Origin of the sequence: Aeromonas sp. 159, assembly GCF_963862045.1 — a bacterium.
GTDB lineage: Bacteria > Pseudomonadota > Gammaproteobacteria > Enterobacterales > Aeromonadaceae > Aeromonas > Aeromonas veronii.
On record NZ_CAWLMI010000095.1, the window covers coordinates 1 to 2,200 of the forward strand.

General features: G+C 55.4%; 2 protein-coding genes. Both read left to right on the plus strand.

The annotated features are described in order from the left end of the window. A partial coding sequence (locus AACR14_RS15265; protein ID WP_019446791.1) for a TonB-dependent receptor domain-containing protein occupies positions 1 to 1,529 on the plus strand: 1,529 nt, incomplete at its 5' end. Positions 1,530 to 1,639: 110 nt separating this feature from the next. Beyond that, positions 1,640 to 2,200, plus strand: a 561-nt coding sequence (gene murI / locus AACR14_RS15270; protein ID WP_019446792.1) for a glutamate racemase, incomplete at its 3' end; no start/stop codon positions are given.

Sequence of the window (2,200 nt, forward strand, 5' to 3'; positions counted from 1 at the left end):
TGAATGGTCGTCCGATTGCAGCCATGGTGGCGGGTACGCCTGATCTCAGCCAAATCCCGCTCGGCAATATCGAGCGCATCGAGTATATCCGTGGCCCACGCGCGGCAGTGTATGGTTCCGATGCCATTGGCGGCGTTATCAACCTCATCACCAAAACATCCGCCAAAAATGGCAGCGAGACACACCTGAAGGGCGGTGCTGGGAGCCATGGCTATGGTCAGGGCGAGCTCAGAACGGTTCAGTCATTGGGTCAAAAAACCGATATGAACATGCTGATCGGCTACGAGCGTACCGATGGTTTTGATGTCGTAGCCAATGTCCAGCAGCCGGATCGGGATGGTTTCTCCGGCCGCAATGGTCAAATTGGTTTGAACCACGCTTTTAATGATGCATGGAGCGCGGATTTCAATGCTCAAGGCTATGACAATCTTACCGACACAGATGGCAGCACGGATCAGAGTCGGGTACAGGCTTTCCAATATGATGGTGGTGTCAAGTTCCAGGGTAAGGATCTGATCAGTCGACTTGAAGCCAGTTACGGTGAGAACAAGCTGAAGACTTGGCAGGAGGCTAAAGGAGAGGCTAGCGGTGAGCCTATTCATACTGGTTTAACCCGTTTCTCCTGGATCAATAGTTGGAACGGTATCGAAGGGGTTAATCTGACCGGTGGCGCAGATTGGCAGCGTGAGGAGATGAAATCAGACTCCCGCGGCTATGGAAAAACCTTCAACGCTCCTGGTCGTGACAATACCGGTCTGTTTGCTGTGGGAAGCTATCGTTGGCAGGCGCTGCTATGGGAACTGTCCGGTCGGACCGATGACAACCAGCAATATGGTCGTCACAACACTTGGTCTGCCGCCAGCGGGCTGGATATCGATGAGAACCATAATGTCCGGTTGAGTTACGGTACTGGCTTCAAGGCCCCCACCTTCAACCAGCTCTATTATCCAGGGTCTGAGAATCCGACACTCAAGCCGGAAGAGAGCAAAAACCTGGAGTTGGGCCTGTCAGGTCGCTATTCGGCCTGGGATTGGTCTGTGAATCTGTATCGCAACCGCATCGACAATCTGATTTATTGCCTGACCAGCATGAGCTACACCTGCAACCCCAAAAATACCACGGCGGATATCAAAGGAGTGGAAACGGAGCTCGGCATCGACACCGGACCTGTGCATCATCGTTTGAGCTACGACTACACCAGAGCCAAAGATACGGGTAACCAGGATTTGCAGCTGCTGCGTAGAGCTGAACATAAAGGCAGCTGGATCGCAGATACCCGATTCGATGCCGCAACACTAACTGCTGAACTGCTCTATGTGGGCAAGCGCTATGACAACAACTGGGCGACTAGCCAGCGGGTGGAACTCAGTGCCTATACGCTGTTGAACCTGGCTACCAGTTACGAGGTGACTCAGCAATTTACCTTGGCTGGACGTATCGATAACGTGTTCGATCGTGATTACGCCCCCGCTTATGGTTACGCATCGCCGGGTTCCGAGTTCAAAGTGACTGCCGACTACCGCTTCTGATGCTTTATTCGGTTCATCCTTGAAAAACCGAGGCCCTGCCATTGGCAGGGCCTTTTCTATTGGCGGCAGGCGGGAGTATGATCGCCGCCTTGCACCAAAGGGGAGCTCAAGTGGCCAATATTCTCGTGTTTGATTCCGGTATGGGTGGCCTGACCATCTACCGCGAGATCCGCCGCGTCCTGCCGGCACACAACTATTTCTACTGCTTCGATAATGCCAACTTCCCCTATGGTGAATTGAGCGAGCCCGCCCTGATTGCTGCCTGCACCCGCTTGGTGACCACCATGGTGGCCCGTCATCATATCGATCTGGTGGTGATTGCCTGCAACACGGCCAGCACCATAGCGCTGCCGGCCCTGCGCGAGGCTCTGGATATTCCCGTGGTGGGGGTGGTGCCAGCCATCAAGCCCGCCGCCGCGCAGACTCGCAACGGTTGTATCGGTCTGCTGGCCACTCCAGGCACCGTCAGCCGCGACTATACCCACGAACTGATCGCCCAGTTTGCCCCCGGCAAGCGGGTGCTGCTCAAGGGCACCACCGAGCTGGTTATAGAAGCCGAACACAAGCTGGCGGGCCTGCCGGTCAATATGGCGCTGCTGCGCGAGGTATTGGCCGACTGGCTGGAGGGGGAGGATAAGCCGGATACGCTGGTGCTCGGTTGCACTCACTTC